The 15,901-nt window shown below is 63.4% G+C and carries 16 protein-coding genes; 11 read left to right on the top strand and 5 right to left on the bottom strand.

All coding sequences use genetic code 11. The annotated features are described in order from the left end of the window. Positions 1 to 22 precede the first annotated feature (22 nt). The 6 genes from CIT26_RS32385 (at position 23) to fae (ending at position 5,538) form a co-directional block, all read left to right on the top strand. On the top strand, positions 23 to 916 hold the full coding sequence (locus tag CIT26_RS32385; RefSeq protein ID WP_095496346.1) for an NAD(P)-dependent methylenetetrahydromethanopterin dehydrogenase: 894 nt from the start codon (positions 23 to 25) through the stop codon (positions 914 to 916). Further along, positions 894 to 2,024 carry an ATP-grasp domain-containing protein gene (locus CIT26_RS32380; protein WP_245319638.1) on the top strand — a complete coding sequence of 377 codons (1,131 nt, stop codon included), beginning with the start codon at positions 894 to 896 and terminating at the stop codon, positions 2,022 to 2,024. The genes CIT26_RS32385 and CIT26_RS32380 overlap by 23 nt, the downstream gene beginning before the upstream one ends. After that, on the top strand, positions 2,021 to 2,977 hold the full coding sequence (gene mch, locus CIT26_RS32375) for a methenyltetrahydromethanopterin cyclohydrolase (protein WP_095496344.1): 957 nt from the start codon (positions 2,021 to 2,023) through the stop codon (positions 2,975 to 2,977). Before CIT26_RS32380 ends, mch begins: the two co-directional genes overlap by 4 nt. Before the next feature lie 86 nt (positions 2,978 to 3,063). Further along, positions 3,064 to 4,008, top strand: coding sequence for an ATP-grasp domain-containing protein (locus tag CIT26_RS32370; RefSeq protein WP_095496343.1), 945 nt, complete (start codon positions 3,064 to 3,066; stop codon positions 4,006 to 4,008). Positions 4,009 to 4,020: 12 nt separating this feature from the next. Beyond that, positions 4,021 to 4,863 (top strand): triphosphoribosyl-dephospho-CoA synthase, encoded by an 843-nt coding sequence (locus CIT26_RS32365; protein ID WP_143747967.1) that lies wholly within the window; start codon positions 4,021 to 4,023, stop codon positions 4,861 to 4,863. Between the two features lie 168 nt (positions 4,864 to 5,031). Then, positions 5,032 to 5,538 (top strand): formaldehyde-activating enzyme, encoded by a 507-nt coding sequence (gene fae / locus CIT26_RS32360; RefSeq protein ID WP_077373969.1) that lies wholly within the window; start codon positions 5,032 to 5,034, stop codon positions 5,536 to 5,538. 254 nt (positions 5,539 to 5,792) lie between these two features. Here the strand turns inward: fae and CIT26_RS32355 are convergent, their stop codons facing one another. Then, the gene (locus CIT26_RS32355) at positions 5,793 to 6,491 is read right to left on the bottom strand and encodes a HisA/HisF-related TIM barrel protein (RefSeq protein WP_245319637.1); all 699 of its coding nucleotides are present in this window, start codon (positions 6,489 to 6,491) and stop codon (positions 5,793 to 5,795) included. A 45-nt stretch (positions 6,492 to 6,536) separates the two neighbouring features. Between CIT26_RS32355 and CIT26_RS32350 the strand changes: the two genes are divergently transcribed. Continuing rightward, positions 6,537 to 7,571 (top strand): hydantoinase/oxoprolinase family protein, encoded by a 1,035-nt coding sequence (locus CIT26_RS32350; protein ID WP_095496342.1) that lies wholly within the window; start codon positions 6,537 to 6,539, stop codon positions 7,569 to 7,571. Positions 7,572 to 7,585: 14 nt separating this feature from the next. Here CIT26_RS32350 and CIT26_RS32345 read toward each other — a convergent pair whose 3' ends face one another. The 4 genes from CIT26_RS32345 to CIT26_RS38085 are packed head-to-tail and all read right to left on the bottom strand — an operon-like array spanning position 7,586 to position 11,963. After that, entirely contained in the window at positions 7,586 to 8,176 is a 591-nt protein-coding gene (locus CIT26_RS32345) for a DUF447 domain-containing protein (RefSeq protein WP_095496341.1), read from the bottom strand. Positions 8,177 to 8,179: 3 nt separating this feature from the next. Beyond that, complete coding sequence (locus CIT26_RS32340; protein ID WP_095496340.1) at positions 8,180 to 9,574, bottom strand: DUF6513 domain-containing protein; 1,395 nt, start codon at positions 9,572 to 9,574, stop codon at positions 8,180 to 8,182. Beyond that, positions 9,567 to 10,118: a flavoprotein gene (locus tag CIT26_RS32335; RefSeq protein WP_095496339.1), complete on the bottom strand. Its 552-nt coding sequence runs from the start codon at positions 10,116 to 10,118 to the stop codon at positions 9,567 to 9,569. Before CIT26_RS32335 ends, CIT26_RS32340 begins: the two co-directional genes overlap by 8 nt. 3 nt (positions 10,119 to 10,121) lie before the next feature. Then, complete coding sequence (locus CIT26_RS38085) at positions 10,122 to 11,963, bottom strand: (5-formylfuran-3-yl)methyl phosphate synthase (protein ID WP_095496338.1); 1,842 nt, start codon at positions 11,961 to 11,963, stop codon at positions 10,122 to 10,124. A gap of 225 nt (positions 11,964 to 12,188) precedes the next feature. Between CIT26_RS38085 and CIT26_RS32325 the strand changes: the two genes are divergently transcribed. From CIT26_RS32325 to CIT26_RS32310, 4 genes are all read left to right on the top strand, one after another. Continuing rightward, the gene (locus CIT26_RS32325; RefSeq protein ID WP_095496337.1) at positions 12,189 to 13,439 is read left to right on the top strand and encodes an ABC transporter substrate-binding protein; all 1,251 of its coding nucleotides are present in this window, start codon (positions 12,189 to 12,191) and stop codon (positions 13,437 to 13,439) included. A gap of 21 nt (positions 13,440 to 13,460) precedes the next feature. Then, a complete protein-coding gene (locus CIT26_RS32320) occupies positions 13,461 to 14,432 on the top strand; it encodes a YVTN family beta-propeller repeat protein (protein WP_095496336.1) in 972 nt (323 codons plus the stop codon). 73 nt (positions 14,433 to 14,505) lie between these two features. Next, on the top strand, positions 14,506 to 15,009 hold the full coding sequence (locus CIT26_RS32315) for a cupredoxin domain-containing protein (RefSeq protein ID WP_095496335.1): 504 nt from the start codon (positions 14,506 to 14,508) through the stop codon (positions 15,007 to 15,009). Between the two features lie 100 nt (positions 15,010 to 15,109). Next, positions 15,110 to 15,898, top strand: coding sequence for an ATP-binding cassette domain-containing protein (locus CIT26_RS32310; protein WP_095496540.1), 789 nt, complete (start codon positions 15,110 to 15,112; stop codon positions 15,896 to 15,898). Positions 15,899 to 15,901: the final 3 nt, after the last annotated feature.

The raw sequence follows: 15,901 nt of genomic DNA, 5'->3' as shown, positions 1-15,901 counted from the left end.
GGTTCAAGAAGAAAGGCGAGAAATGGCCCGCAAACACATCCTGCACATGCTGACGCCGTTGAAACATATGAGCCCTTTCGACGTGAACATGGCTCTCGATGCAGGTTTCGACGCCGTCGTCCCCTATGTCGATGTAAGCCTGGGAGAGGTGACAGGCCTCGTGCAGGACGCGATCTTCTCGCGCCCGCCCGATGCGGGCGTCGATACCGGCATTTTTATCGCCGGCAAGGATGCCTCGCTGGCGCTCGACATGTTCGACGCAGCGCGAAAAGCGATGGTGCCGCCTTTCCAGGTTTCGGTATTCGCCGATCCGGCCGGCTCGTTCACCACGGCCGCGGCGATGGTGGCCAAGGTCGAAAAAGCGCTGGAGAAGAAATTCGAGCGCGGGCTGAGGGACACGAGGATCGCTGTTTTCGGCGCCACCGGCGTCGTCGGCTTCTGCACTGCCGTCATCGCGGCCAGGGAAGGCGCCCGGGTCACGCTTGTCGGTCATGACGGCATCGAAAGGGTCGAGCAGATCGCGGCCGAGATCAAAAGCCGTTTCAACATCGCCGTGGATGCGGCCGACGGGTCGAGCGACGCCCGCAAGACGAAGCTGGTCGAGGCGAGCGAGGTGATCCTGGCGTGCGCCAAGGCCGGCGTCCAGGTGGTCTCGAAAGCGCAGTTGAAAGGCGACGGCCTGCTTATTGCCGCCGACGTCAACGCGGTCCCGCCGGCCGGCATCGAAGGCGTGGCCGTCAATGCCAATAGCGATCCGCTCGAAGCGGCAAAAGCTGTCGGCATTGGTCCGCTTGCCATCGGCAACGTGAAATACAAGGTCGAATTCGGCCTCTTCAAAAGAATGATCGAAGCCGAAAAAACCATCACGCTCGATTTCCAGGAAGCATTTTCCCTTGCACGCGAAATCGCCAAATAACGCCGGATCTCTATTGATCGCGGCGATTTCAGGCCGGGCGCTGGCTGCCGCTGCGCGCCGCGCCGGCTATCGCCCGCTGGTCGCCGATTTCTTTTGCGACACGGACACGGTCGCGCTTGCCGAACGCGCGACGATGCTGCCGGGCGACCTGCAAGGCGGCATCGACGGCGAGCGCATCATGGAGACGCTGCGGCAATTGGCTGGAGAGGACCAGCCGGTCGCCATTGTCCTGGGCTCGGGCTTCGAGCGGATGACGGAGACCGTCGATGAGATCGCGCGCCATTTTCCGCTCGCCGGCAATGGCGGCGGCGCGATCCGCAGGATCAAGGACCCGCAATTGCTGGCCGCCGATTGCGCCGAACTCGCCATTCCGCATCCGCAATTCCGATGGGACCCGCCGCCCGATCCGGAGAACTGGGTGGTCAAGACCGCGGGCGGCGCCGGCGGCGCGCATATCAGGCGGGCCGCCGGAGAGACCCCGGCTAACGGCCGCTATTTCCAGCGTTTCGTTGCCGGCCGCAGCATCTCGGCCCTGTTCGTCGGCGACGGCCAAAGCGCTGACATCGTCGGCTTCAGCCAACAATGGGCGTCGCCTGCCCCGGCAGCGCCCTATCGCTATGGCGGCGCCGTGCGGTTGAGACGCTTCGATCGCAGGCAGGCGGCGATGATCCGCGGCTGGCTTTCAGGTCTGGCTCGCCGCACCGCCCTGGTTGGATTGTGCAGCGCCGATCTCATTCGCGGACCGGATGGCTACAAGCTCATCGAGATCAATCCGAGGCCAGGCGCCACGCTCGACATTTTCGACGATGCCGACGCGCCATTGATCGAAGCGCATCTGCGCGCCGCGGCAGGCAAGGCTTACCGTCTGCCGCGCTTCGTCGATTCGATGGCGTCGATGGTGACCTATGCGGCGGCGCCGATCGCCCGGTTTCCATCGATTGCCTGGCCTGAATGGACTGCCGACCATCAGTCGCCCGGCACCCGTCTGATTGCTGGCGATCCTGTCTGCACCATCTTCGCGCGCGGTCCGAGCGCCGATCTGACCAGGCGGCTCATCAAGGGACAAGCCAGCCGATTGCAACACCAATGGGAAGGAGACCGGACATGAAAGACGGTTCGGCATTCCTGAACGACAATGCGCAGCGCATCATAGACGGCATGATCGGCAACGCCGAACGCCTGCGTATCGCCGTTGCCAGGGGGCCATTGGGTGAGTGCCTGATCGATGCCGGCGCCAAGGCCGCCGGCGGCGTCGAGGCCGGGCTGCACATGGCGGAAGCCGCGATGGGCGGGCTCGGCAGCGTTTCGGTCTGCATGGATCGCGCGTCGCGGAAATGGCCGCTCACCGTCGAAGTGCGGTCTTCGCAACCGGTGCTTGCCTGCCTGGGCAGCCAGTATGCGGGCTGGAACCTGTCGAGCCAAGGCTATTTCGCCATGGGATCGGGACCGGCGCGGGCGCTCGCCCGCGTCGAACCGCTGTTCGAAGCACTTTCCTATCGCGACACTGCGTCATCTGCCGTGCTTGTCCTGGAGACCGCCGAACCGCCGCCCCAGGCGATCGTTGAGAAGGTCGGCAAGGCAACTGGATTGCCAACCGAAAAGCTCACCTTCCTCTATGCGCCGACACAAAGCGTTGCGGGCAGCGTGCAGATCGTCGCACGCGCGCTCGAGGTCGCCTTGCACAAGACCAACGATCTCAAATTTCCGCTGGAGAACGTTGTCGATGGCATCGGCACGGCGCCTATCCCCGCCCCCCATCCGGATTTCCTGACCGCGATGGGCAGAACCAACGACGCCATCATCTATGGCGGCAGCGTTCAGCTCTTCGTCAAAGGCTCGTCGAAAGACGCCAGGGAGTTGGCGGAGCAACTGCCGAGCCGCGCCTCGCGGGACCACGGCCACCCCTTCGCCGAGGTCTTCAAGCGGTTCAAGGGTGATTTCTATGCCATTGATCCGCTGCTGTTCAGCCCGGCCGAAGTGATCGTCACGGCGATCGAGACCGGCGATACGTTTCGCGCTGGCGAGCGTGATCTGCAGATGCTCGAACGGAGCCTCGGTTAGACCATGGCGCTGCAATGGATTAGTCTGTCATCCGCCTGCCGGGCCGCTCGCTCGCGCCTTCGGTATACCGGTATCCGAGGCGGCACATGATCCCGCGCATCCTGATCGTCAGCGACAATTCGGACGCCCGTTCCAAGGGCCTGGCAGCAAGGCTGGACCGGCGCGGCGCCGTGGTCGCAACCGTGCCGCTGGCGGCGATCGCGTTCGACACCGGCAGCCCGAGCGGACTGTCGATCCCCGGCTTCGATGGCGCGCTGCCCGACGCTGTGCTGGTCCGTTCGATCGCCGCCGGATCGTTCGAAGCGGTCACCCGGCGCCTCGGCGTGCTGCACGCATTCGGCAAGCTTTCCATTCCGGTGTGGAATTCCGCACAGGCGATAGAACGCTGCGTCGACAAGTCGATGACGACCTTCCTGCTGAAGAATGCCGGTCTGCCGACGCCGCCGACATTCGCGGTGGAAGGACGTGCCATGGCCGAAGCGACTGCCGAACGCGAACTGCCGTTCACGCCGCTGGTGCTGAAGCCGCTTTTCGGCGCACAGGGCCGCGGCATCAGGCTGATCGAAACACTGTCCGATCTCCCCGCCGATGACGAGGTGAACGGCGTCTATTATCTCCAGCACTACGTGCCGCGTCCCGGCCCTCCTTTCCGCGACTTTCGCGTTTTCGTCTGCGCCGGCGAAGTCCTGGCGATGATGGGCCGCCGCGGCGACGACTGGATCACCAACGTCAATCGCGGGGCGGTGCCCGAGCTGGTTTCGGGACATGGCGAAACCGAATTAGCGGCGCTGGCAGGAGCCGCCGCCGCCGCTATCGGCACGGATTTCGCCGGTGTCGATATCGTGCCGGCGGCCGACGGCAAGCTGTTCGTGCTGGAGGTCAACAGCATGCCCGCCTGGTCCGGGCTTCAATCGGTCGTCGCGGTGAACATCGCCGATGCGATTGCAGACGCCCTGCTGAAATTCCTGGCTGATCGCACCGAGGCGGCGGCAGCGCGACCCTACCGCCTCACCGCGCCGGCGAATTCGTGACGAGCCGGTAGCATGGCGCTTTCGCGAGAACGCCTCCGGGCTGCCTATAAGGACGCCTGCCGGATGGAGATCGAAGCGCTGAAACCGGGCAATGTCCATCTGTTCGCCGACGGGCACGGCATGTCCGCCGCCCAGTTCATGGCGAGCGCAGAGGTCTCGTCCGGGCCGCTGACCGATCCTCGCCTGCCGGTCGGACAGCGCATGCTGGAAGCGGTCCGCGCGACACGTCTGGCAGTCGCGACCAATACCAATCTCGGTATCATTCTTCTGGCAGGGCCTCTGCTATGCGCCGCCGAAATGGCGGGCGGCAGCCTCCACGACAATCTCGACGCGGTGCTGCGCGAAATGAGCATGGACGATACCAGGGCGGTGTTCGAGGCGATCGTCGCAGCCGCGCCAGGCGGGCTCGGAGAGGCCGCGAACGATGTGCGGCAGGAGCCGAAGGTTCATCTGCTCGAAGCAATGCGGGAGGCGGCCGACCGCGACATGATCGCCCGCCAGTATGTTACCTGTTTCGGCGACGTATTCGGCGTCGGGCTTGCGGCTCTGAAAGCGGCGTTGGCACGCGGCGAAGGCGGCATGTGGCCGACGGTGTTCGCCTATATGGCGTTTCTCGCCAACTTCCCCGACAGTCATGTGGTGCGCAACCATGGAACTGACGTCGCAGATCAGACGCAGCAAGAAGCCCTTGCCGTTCAGGCGGCGCTGCATGCCAACGATGACGAGACGTCACGCATTCGTCTGCTCATGGAGCTCGACCGCCGGCTGAAGGCGGACAACGTCAACCCCGGCACTTCGGCCGACCTGACCGTGGCTACTCTTTTAGTCCACACCCTCGGCGTTCAGCTTGCATAATCGCAACGTTGGTGGTTGACTTTCAGGAGCGGAAGCTGGGCTTCCGCGGCTATCCAGCCAACCGGTCCGGATGTCCGGGCGCTGCCAACAAGGATAGCTGTCCATCGAGCGCTCGCTCGGTTTGCGGCGTCTTTGGACACCATAACTGTGTCTTGGAGGAAAATTGGCATGGCAAAGATCTCGAAAGTAATGGTCGGTGAATCGCTGGTAGGAGACGGCAACGAAGTGGCGCATGTCGACCTGCTCATCGGCCCGCGGGGGAGCGCGGTCGAAACGGCATTTTGCAACGCGCTTACCAACAACAAGGACGGCTTTACCTCCCTTTTGGCGGTGATCGCGCCCAATCTTCAGTGCAAGCCCAACACCGTGATGTTCAATAAGGTCACGATCAAGGGCGCCAAGCAGGCCGTGCAGATGTTCGGCCCGGCCCAGCATGCGGTTGCAAAGGCCGTGCAGGACAGCGTCGCCGAGGGGATCATTCCTGCCAACGAGGCGGACGATCTGTTCATCTGCGTCGGCGTTTTCATCCATTGGGACGCGGCGGACGACGCCAAGATCCAGAAGTACAATTACGAAGCGACAAAGGAAGCCATCCAACGCGCGGTCGCAGGAACGCCGACGGCCGCCGAAGCCACGGATAAGCGGGACCAGGTGAAGCATCCGTTCGCGGCTTAGACAAGAGACAGCCCCGCACAGGCAAAACCCTCCGCTGAGCCGGATGGTCTGTTGCGCCGCCTGAAAAAACTTCTGGGCCTTTAGAGCATCGGACCCCAAAACCTGCCTTCGGAATTGACCCGAGGGTTGGGAACCGGTTTTGGGAAATCCGATGCTCCAGCAAAGAGATAGAGCGGCGAGACGATCGACTTGAGAGTTCGCCGCTCTAGATCCAAGGCGCAGTTTCCGAGGCCGAAGTTCTAGGTACGCGAATGTCAGGCGCCAAGCGTTGCGAGGTGCTCGGGCGTGAGCGTGCCGTCATGCAGCGAAGTTGCGACCAGCACCGCGGCGATACCAAGTGACGAAAGGGCGCGAATGTCGGCCTCGTTGCGCACCCCGCCTGCCGCGATCACGGCGCGGCTTCCAGCCTTCGCCTTGATCGCCTCGAGCCGCGTGAAATCGGGACCGGAGGCGGAGCCGACCTTGGCCAGTGTCATGACGATCACCTTTTGCGGCCAAATCGTCGGCTCGTCGAGAAATGATGCCGGACCGCGAAACCCATCGTCGAAGAAATCCAGCGACAGGATAAGGTCCGGATGATCGCGAAAACGCCGGAACAGCGCGTCGTCTTGCTGCGATTCGGAACCCAGAACCGGGTAAAGCCAGGGTTCGGCAAGCGCTGCCGAAAGTGTTTTCTCGTCGGCAATGCCGGCATCGACCCAGAGCTCCGGCGGCTGCGCCATCGCCTTCAGCCGGGCAAGCGCTCTACTGTTTGGGGTTCCGCCTTCGATGGCATCCAGATCGGCGATATAGAAGGTCGGAAAAGGGTAAAGCCCGCGCAGGCCTTCGGCGACCGCGACGACATCGGAACTTTGGCTGAGCGGCGTAACGATCGGCCTGTAGCGATCGCGTTTTCCTTGCTGGGCGCGGACCACCTCGCCGCCTTTCAGGTCGAGAACCGGAATGATACGCAACGCTGTCCTCGCTGACCAACTGTCCCTGTCATGAAAGCTTGAAGAGTGGAAAAAAGAAAGAGCATCGTTGCCGGCTTCGATATTGGCGGCGCGCATCTGAAGGTGACGCGTGCGGAAGACGGCCGCATCGTTGAGGCTGTAACGGTCGCCACGCCGCTTTGGCTAGGGCTCGACAATCTGACCTCGGCATTCGAGGAAACGGCCCCGATTTATGCGGGCGCCGATCGCAACGCTTTCACCATGACCGGCGAACTGGCGGACATCTTTCCGTCTCGCGATGCCGGCGTCGCGACTCTGCTGGATGAGACTTCGACCCGTTTCCCAGGCGAAAAATTGATCTATGCCGGGCGGTCCGGCTTTGTCGGGGTCGAGCAGGCAGCGCGGCTGAGCGCCGATGTCGCCTCCGCCAACTGGCATGCGACAGCGTCGTTGGTGGCAAAACTCGCCGGCGATGCCCTGTTCGTCGACATGGGCTCCACCACCACCGACATTATCGCCATCACGAATGGCGCCGTCGCCCATGACGGCTACACCGATGCCGGACGGCTTCTGAGCGGCGAACTGGTCTATACCGGCTTCACCAGGACGTTCCTGTTCGGTGTGGCCTCGTCGGCCCCCGTCCGCGGCAGGCTGACACCACTGATGAACGAGTATTTCGCCTCGATCGCCGACGCGCACCGGATCCTGGGGGTGCTCGACGAGAAGGACGACAGGCACGCTTCGGCCGACGGCAAGGAAAAGACGATCGACGGTTCGATAGCGCGGCTGGCGCGCATGATCGGGCGCGACGCAGCCGAGCTGACGTTGCCGGAATGGCGTGAAGTCGCGCGCTGGTTCAGCGAACAGCAGTTGCGCAAGATCCACGACGCAGCGTCCCTGGTTGCCGGGCCTATGGCTCGGGATGTACCGATCGTCGGCGCCGGAACCGGTCGCTGGCAGATCAGGCGGCTGGCCGAACGCATGGAACGCCGCTTCGTCGATTTCGCCGAGATCATCCCCGCAGATGACGCCGTTCGCCGCGAAGCGAGTAGCGCGGCACCTGCGTCAGCGGTGGCGCTGCTGGCGGGATCTCAATTTTAGGCGCTCTATGTGGTTCAACTCCGCACCTCGTCGCCGTGGGACTCCTGAACCGACAGGTGATCGCCGACACGCTGCATCAGCCAGTCCCAGGCTTCCTTTTCGCCCTCGCCCGCGGTCTTTTCGATGGCAATCGAAAGATAGGCGATTTCCGCCTCGATCTTGTCGCGCGGCAGCATGCCGAGCCGGCTGACCAGGATGGCCAGTTCCAGCACCGCCGCCTTGGCGCGATTGAAGCCGGTGAACGGCGCATGCGTTTCCTCCTGCACCACGCGGCAGAAATGGCGGGGTCGCATAGCATCGTCATCGACACTTTCGACTTCGAGGACCGAATGCGCGAGCGCCGCCTCGAGCCGCGGCACTGGAAACCCGTCGACCGCAACGGTTGGCCAATGCTTGCGCCCGGTCAGGCAGCCGGCAAAAATACGCACGTCATCGGTGTAATTGGCGATGGCGAACGGCACTTCCGCGAGATTGTCGAGCGTCGCCGACGGGCGGAACGGCGCGATGACCCAGCCGTCCTTCTCGGCAATGATGCCGATCGGCGCGATGTGGACATCGCCGGCCTTGTCGACGGTGGTGATGATCGATTCGCGAATGTAAGGCATGGGTTAGCGCTCTTTCTTCGCGCGAAGCGTGTGACCCGCTTCCGCAAGGCGGGTGCGGTCGGTTTCGGGAGCCGGCGCGGCAACGCCCCATGCGAGCGGCTCGTCCTGCACATAGCGCTTGCCGAGGCGCCACGCGATCTCGGCCTTCATCAGTTCCGCGCCGAGATAGAACGCATGCGCGCCATCCGCCTCAACGCCAAGCCCGGCAAAGAGTTCGAATGCATCCGTGGCAACCGCGTGCCCTTTGCCGTTGAAAACATGGATGCCGTCCTCGGCGGTCATGATGCGGAAGTTGGTGTCGCGCACCTCGGCCGCGAGTGCTGCGATATCCTCGGTCGAGGCCGTAAACGGCTTGCGGTCGTGAACCTGCAGGAGCCCTGGATGGTAACTCCGCGGCAGCGCACCGTCATTCTTCGCGGCAAACAGGATCCGGCGGGCAATATCGTGCTCCTCGATCGTTCGCAGCGTGTGCGGGCTGACATGCACAGCAAGCACGTTTTTGATCTGAAGTTCCGAACAGAGCCCGGCCAGAACCGCGGTAACGCCGGAACTGTCGGCGTCGGTCAGTTCGGTGAGGTTGCCGGTGCCCATCAGCAGTTCGACCTCGGGCCAGCGGCGGCGCGCCTCGATGAAGCGGCCAAGTGACGCCGCAAAGCCGAAATGGATCGGGTCGAGCACGGGATCGGCGATGAAGGCCACACCGGCCTTTTGCGCCGCTTCGATGGCCCGTCCGAGCGAATCCAGGTCACCGGGGGTGGACGGGATCAAAACTGGTACAGCCTTGCAATCGAAGGCCAACAGCAGCGTGTTCTCATCGAGGCTGAGAAGATAGTCCGCACCGGCGCGTGCGCCGATCGACAGCTCGTCCGTGCTGGCCGAATCGACGCTGATCAGAAATCCCTGTGCCTTCAGTTCGCGCACCGCCTCTTCCAGCAACGGAAACGGCGTTTCCGGCAGGCAGCCGAGATCGATGACGTCGGCGCCGGCCGCGGCCAGCCTCCGTGCCTTCGCCACCAGCGCCTCGACCGACAGCATCGGCGCATCGACGATTTCGGCGAAGATGCGCATATCGTGACGGGAAAGGTCAAGCGGCTCACCCGCCCGGCCGAGAAAGGCCGGCAGATCGGCGATCTCGTCGGGGCCGCGTATGAAGGGCACGCCGAAATGATCCGACAGATGCTCGATGTCGCCGCGATAGCGGCCGGGCAGGATGACGCGGTCGGCGCCGCCTGTCAGGGTGAGCCGCCGCTTGATGATGTCTTCGCTCATCAGCGCCGCGACCTTGACGCCGATGTCGATGATCTCCCAGGCAAATTCGGCTTCGCCCAGTCCGGCCAGCAGCCTTTCCAGTCGGACTTTGGCCAGATGGCCGGTAAGAAAGACCAGCCGCTCAGCCATGGCTTGCGAGTTCGGCGTGGCGCCGTCTGACCGAGGCTTCGAGATCGGCAAGCGACTCGACCACCTGGGTCCGTTCGAAGCTCTTCAGCTGGTTGGTATTCTCCAGGTCGATCCTGCGCGGATAGACCTTTACCAGCCCATGCGGCGCCATGGTTTCGAGTTCTGGCGCTGTGTCGCAGGCAAAGACGATAGCCGGCACCCGGCATTTTCCCGCCTGGGCAAAGACATTGGTGGCGAGCGTGTCGGAAATGCCGTGTACACATTTGGCGACCGTGTTGGAACTGGCCGGCGCCACAACGACCGTATGATAGACACCGTGATAGAATTCGCCGACCGGGATCGCGCTCGCCGTCTTGTCGTACAGCACGCGCGTCGTCTCCGGGAAATCGAGTCTGAGCTTGTACATGCGCAGCACTTCGTTGGCGGCTTTCGACACAAAGACATCGCAATGCTCTAGCTGGTGAATGAGTGCGAAGCTCTCCGTAAAAAAATGACCGGAACCGGTCAAAACCCATGCCCAGCGCGGCGTATGCAGCGTCGCCATCGCCTACCCTGCTTTTCTTGCCGACCGGATCGGAGCCGCGATCCGGATGCCGGGCACATTGCCCGACGCGAGTAGCACGCCGGCTTCGGCTGCATTTTTCGGACCGGCGAGATGGAAATCGACACCGTCGGGCAGCATGGCGGCGAAGCCGGCGTCGACGATGCCTCTGACTGCCAGGCTGTCGATCGTGTCGCTGCCGAAGAAGGCGCCGGTCTGCTTGACCAGCAGCAGCGCATTCGCGCCGAGCTTGCCGGCAAGCCAGGCGGCAAGGGAATCGGAGGTAATGTCCCAGGACGCCGGAATGTCCGGCGCCGACAGGGCCATGGACGACGGCAGCCACACCGGCACCTTCCCCGCGTCCAACGCTCGCAGCATTTCGTCCAGCGACCGTGCCGGCGCCAGCCTTTCGTCACGGTCGAGGATGACTTGGGCGAACTGCTCCATGGCGAGGATCGCCATGGCGTGGGCAGCGGTGTCGGAGAAATCCATGCTGAACTGCGTCGCGCGCACCTGGTCGGCGAAAAGGCCGCCGCCGGGCACGATGACGATCGGCAGCTTGGAACCCGCCAGCGCCGCGATCCAGCTTTCCATTTCTGCCGCATGGCCCGTGCTGCCGCCAAGCTTGACGACGGCTCGCTTGACGGCGGCTCGCCTGATGACTTCAGGCCTTTCCTGTCGCGGCTGGGAAACAGCGCCTTGGTCTTTTCGGTTGGCAGGGCCGGCGGCAACGCCGCGGCTTGCCGCTTGGCGCTTGCGTTCGATCTCGACGCCGACCCCGCCTGGGCCGAGTTCAAGTTTTTCCACCCTTACCGTGACGCGCACGACACGCGGGTTCTCCAGAATGTACGTCGCCACCTGCTCGGCCAAGGCCTCGCTAAGCTGGATGTGGCCCCGCGCGACGATGGTGCGAATGCCGTCCATGATGATGTCGTAGGAGAACACATGGCGCATGTCTTCGGGATGGTCGGTGACTTGCAGCACGTCGGCGGTCACGTCGAAACGCACCTTCTGTGTATGGCCGTGCTCGAAGCTGTAAGCGCCGATCTGGACCGGCAGGACAAAGTCCCGCACGAATATCTTGTCAGTGCCCAGTGTCGGGTCCGTGCCCGGCGAATAGCCCCTCGCTGCCAGCAGGCGATAGTCGACGCTCGACGCGCCGCCCGCCCGGGATGCTTCCGGGACCAGCTCGCGGATCTGCGAAACCGCCTCGGCACTGATCGAACCCACGCGGCCGGAGTGGCCGCACAGCGCCCCGCGAAAGCCGAGAAAATCGGGAGCGAAGGGCAACAGGCGCGGAATGTCCGGGGCTTCCAGCGATCCGCTCAGGCCAGCTATGAGACCGAGCGATTTGGCTCGATCGATGAATTCCGGGATACGCTCGGGCGGCAGATGGTCGAGCAGCCGCCCGTTTGCCTTGTTCGCAGTGTCGACCATGGCGCCGTGGAAGCGATGTTTGGCAAACTTCGGCAGAAGCTCGAAATCCGGCGCCAGATCGGCGAAAAGCACGGCGATCAGCTTCGTTCGCGCGGCGACCGGTTCGAGCGCTGCCGCGCAGGCGGCGGCATTTGCCGACGGAAAAAAGCCTATCTTGACGTAATCGACACCGGTCGCAGCGATCTCTTCGGCCTTGGCGCGGATCGTCTCGGGTTCCATCGGCAAGTCGCCGCAGACCGCGCTGACCGGCGCCCGGCCGGCGATCAGCGAAATCGTCCGGCGGATGGTTTGCGTGGATACCGCGCCCAGCGCTCCCGCCTTCGGATCCTTCAGGTCGACGATGTCGACGCCGCCTGAAAGCGCGATCTCCGCCTCGTCGACGCCGGTGACACTGGCCAGCATTCTGGTCATTGAAGGACTTTCTCCGGCATGAGGGACAGGACGCTCTCGGGCCCGAATACCGAAATCCGCTCAGTTGCCGTTCCGGCGAGCAGGCATGGCACTAAAGCAGACGCGAGAAGTCCACTTTCAGGGTTTGATAAAATTTGCGGGTCAGCTAAGCTCATCACGGGCACCTTGACTTCGCGCCGGTCCGACAACAATCGGACTTTAGCGCAAGAACGGGTAATTTTATCGATGACGAGCGCGGTGCCGGGCACTCTCGCGGCCTTTTTGTGCTTTTTTTCCCTGACCGTCAACGTTCCGGGCGCGCTCGCCCAGGAGGCGACGGGCGGGCAACCGGCTGCAACGGCCAAGCCTGAAAAAAAGGTAACCGAAATCAAGATAGGCTATTTGCGCGCCTATGCGCCGCAGCTGGCCTTGTCGGTGCTCGACGTCCCGCCACGCGATGAAGGCGTTGCCGGCGGCAATGTGGCGATTGCCGACAACAACACGACCGGCAGCTTCCTCGGCCAGAAATTCAGCCTCGACGTGACGGAGGTAAAGCCGGACGCGGACGTCGTTGCGGCTTTCCAGGACATGATCGCCAGAGGCGACCGCTATGTGGTCGCAGACGTCTCGGCCAAGCAATTGCTGTCGATCGCCGATCTTGCCCGCGACAACGGCGTTTTGATCTTCAATGCCGGCGCCACCGACGACAGTCTTCGCGAGGAGCAATGCCGCGCCAACATCTTCCACACCATTCCGACGCGCAGCATGCTGGCCGACGGGCTGGCGCAATATCTCATCTGGAAGCAATGGCGGCGCTGGGTGCTGATCTACGGCTCGCACGAGCGCGACCAGCTTTTTGCCGAGGCGCTGCGCCGGGCGGCGATGCGCTTTGGTGGCGAGATCGTCGGCGAAAAGCTGTTCGAGGATGCCGGCACGGCACGGCGGACCGATTCCGGCGTCGTCCAGATCCAGCGGCAGATGCCTGTCTTCACCCAGGACCTGCCGGAGCACGATGTGTTGCTGGTCGCCGATGAAAGCGAGGTGTTCGGCACCTATGTTCCGTTCCGCACCTGGACTCCGCGGCCGGTCGCCGGCACCGCCGGCCTCACCCCGTCGGCCTGGCATCCGGCCAGCGAGCAATGGGGCGGCACCCAAATCCAGAACCGCTTCGCCAAGGCAAACGGCCGCCGCATGATGTCGAAGGACATGGCGGCATGGACCGCGGTGCGCATCCTCGGCGAGGCGGCGACCCGCACGCAGGGCGCCGACCCGCGCAAGATGGCCGACTTCATCCGCTCCGACGATTTTTCGATCGCCGCCTTCAAGGGGCAGAAACTGACCTTCCGCAAGTGGAACCAGCAGTTGAGGCAGCCGATCTTCCTCGGCGACGGCCGATCGGTCGTCTCGACATCGCCGCAGGAAGGTTTTTTGCACCAGGTGTCCGAGCTCGATACGCTCGGGGTCGATGAGCCGGAAACAAAATGCGTGCTTGAGTAGAACCAATTGGGAGGAATTTCAGTGCAGAGACGAGCTTGGGCACTCGCCATTCTCGCGACCGGCTTCATGGCCGGCCCAGCATCGGCCTACATGGCCTATGTTTCCAACGAGAAGGACAACACGATGTCCGTCGTCGACACCGCAACGATGCAGGTGGTGAAGACCGTCAATGTCGGGCAGCGTCCGCGCGGCATCACCATCTCGCACGACGGCAAACACATTTATCTCTGCGCGAGCGACGACGATTCGATCGAGGTGATCGACACGGCGTCGCTGGAGATCGTCGATACCTTGCCCTCCGGGCCTGACCCGGAGCTCTTCGTGCTCTCGCCTGACGGCAAGACGCTTTATGTCGCCAATGAGGACGACAATCTCGTCACCGTCATTGACATAGAGGATAAGAAGGTGCTGGCCGAAATCCCGGTCGGCGTCGAACCGGAAGGCATGGGCGTCAGCCCGGACGGAAAGACCATGGTCAATACGTCGGAAACGACAAACATGGCGCATTTCATCGACACGACGACCCACGAGATCACCGACAACGTGCTGGTGGATGCGCGTCCGCGCTTCATCGAGTTCACGCCCGACGGCAAGCAGGCCTGGGTGAGCGCCGAGATCGGTGGCACGGTTTCGGTGATCGACAATCAAACGCGCGAAGTCGTCCACAAGATCACCTTCGAGGTTGCCGGCCTGAGGGCCGAATCGATCCAGCCGGTCGGCGTGCGCATCACCGCCGACGGCAAGAAAGCCTATGTGGCGCTCGGGCCGGCCAACCGCGTCGCGGTGGTCAACACGCAGACATACGAGGTCGAGAAATATGTGCTGGTCGGCCAACGGGTCTGGCAGCTTGCTTTCACCCCGGACCAGAAGACCATCATCTCGACCAACGGCGTGTCGAACGACATCACCTTCATCGACGTGGAGACCGACGAGCCGGTGCAGTCGGTGACCGTCGGCGCCTTGCCGTGGGGGGTCGTCGTCTCTCCCAAATGACTCGCGCCAAATGAACCATTGAATAAACCAAGTGAATCAAACCGACAGAAAAACAGCAGAAGAGTAGGAAATCATGCGGAAATTTCGGGCAGTCGCTTTCGCTGCGCTGGTGGGCATGGCACTCACCCAGGGCCAGGTCTGGGCGCAGGACGACGACGGCGATGACGATGACGCCGCCGCCGGCGCGGCCGCCAGCACCGAGGCCAGTCCGCAAGCCGAGAAGGCGACCCGGGCCAGCAAGGACGTGCCGGAACTTATCCTCGGCAGCAAGGAAGACCAGTTCACCGCCAACCAGAAGGACTTCGAGCTGATCGCCGGCCAGGGCTATCGCTGGAAGATCACCGCGGCGGGCGGGCTGGAGTACAAATTCCACACCGACCTGTTCCGCAATGTGTGGAACAACCAGATCGTCATCAACGACCTCGAAGTGCACATGAACGGCGCACCCGCATGGCTCGAATTCGACGCCGACGGCACCATCCAGGTACAGTTCACCACCGTGAGGCCCGGCATCTACACATGGTCGGTGCCCGACCTCGCCAACAGGGGCATGAAGGGCACGATCACGATCAAGTAGGAGCACCGGAAAGCGGGACCTGCGCGATCGAGCCCGGTGCGCTAGACTCCTGGTGCGCTAGGTGCGCTACACTATTGTCGACGACAAGGAACCAGCCGGCGTGCAGCATGTGAGGACAAGCGGACCAGGAGATGAGGTGGCGGCGCTCGATGTCGCCGGCGTCAGCCATTCCTATGGTCCGAAGCGGGCGCTCAACGACGTCTCATTCTCGATCGCGCCGGCGACCTTCACCGTTCTTCTCGGCCTCAACGGCGCCGGCAAGACAACCCTGTTCTCGCTGATCAGCCATCTTTACGACACGCGCCGCGGATCGATCCGCATCTTCGGCCATGACGTCAGCCGCGCATCTGGCGAAGCACTCAGGCGTGTCGGCATCGTGTTCCAGGCACGCACGCTCGACCTCGACCTCAGCGTCCACCAGAACCTCTCCTACCACGCCGCGCTGCATGGCATCGGAGGACGCGAGGCCCGGCAGCGCATTGCCGCGCTGCTCGCTACGGTCGACATGCGGGGCCGGCAGCATGACAAGGCACGCAGTCTTTCCGGCGGTCAGATGCGGCGCATCGAGATCGCCAGGGCGCTGCTTCACCGCCCGTCCCTGCTGCTGCTCGACGAGGCGACGGTCGGTCTCGACATCCAGTCGCGCGCGGGCATTCTCGCCACCATCCGCAAGCTTGTCGAAACCGAGGGCATCGGCGTGCTGTGGGCGACGCATCTGATCGACGAGGTTGAAGACGGCGACCATGTCGTCGTGCTGCGGCAGGGCGAACTGGTCGCCAAGGGCAAGGTGACCGATGTTGTCAAGGCGAGCGGCGCCGGTTCGATCCGCGACGCCTTTTCGAGGCTCAGCCGCATCGAGGCAGCCGGCATCGCGGAGATATCGCCATGAGCG

The organism is Mesorhizobium temperatum, from assembly GCF_002284575.1.
Taxonomy (GTDB): Bacteria; Pseudomonadota; Alphaproteobacteria; order Rhizobiales; family Rhizobiaceae; genus Mesorhizobium; species Mesorhizobium temperatum.
The sequence above is the reverse complement of the archived record's forward strand: the minus strand, read 5'-3'. Positions and strand labels throughout refer to the sequence as shown.